General features: G+C 32.6%; 1 pseudogene. It reads left to right on the top strand.

Annotated elements, in window-relative coordinates:
• Window positions 1-729 (top strand): annotated as a pseudogene (locus AA089_RS25340) (hypothetical protein); the annotation flags it as partial.

Raw genomic sequence — 729 nt, 5'->3', positions numbered from 1 at the left:
TTGATTACAGCTATACGGTTCGTGGTTGGCTCAAAGGAATAAACGATACAGATACTAATGATGCAAGCAAGTTATTTTCGTTTCAAATTAATTATGATTCGGCTAGTTTGTTAGGCACAACAGCACTATTTAACGGGAATATCAGTGAAACACATTGGAAAACTGCTAATGATCTCAACCTTAGAAGCTATCAGTATGAGTATGATGCACTAAATAGAATTACAAATGCGACCTATCAAAGTGGACAAACACTCACAAGTCTTGCTAATAATGATATAGAAAACTATAGCTTAAATAGTGTATCTTATGATAAAAACGGAAATATTCTCTCGTTAGAACGTATGGGAATTACAGAAGTAGCGAATCCTACGGTGGATATTATAGATAAATTAACCTATACTTATGCAAGTAATAGTAATACATTATTAAAAGTTACCGATGTTGCTGATGTTGCAGGGTTTAAGGATGTAAATACTGCTGAAAATGATTATGTGTATGATGTAAATGGTAACATGACTTCTGATACAAATAAAGGAATTATCGCTAACGGAATCACATACAATCACTTAAACTTACCAACTACAATTAATTTTGGTAACCAAGGGAACATTTCTTACATTTACGATGCTACAGGAGTAAAACAAGCTAAAATTGTAGCAGAAAATAGTTCTTTGACAACTACGCAATATGCTGGAAACTTTGTCTATAAAATAGACAATATCGGTATTG

This window comes from Kordia jejudonensis, assembly GCF_001005315.1.
In the GTDB taxonomy this organism is placed as follows: Bacteria; Bacteroidota; Bacteroidia; order Flavobacteriales; family Flavobacteriaceae; genus Kordia; species Kordia jejudonensis.
Note: the sequence above shows the minus strand (reverse complement) of the source record. Positions and strands in the feature narration are given on the sequence as shown.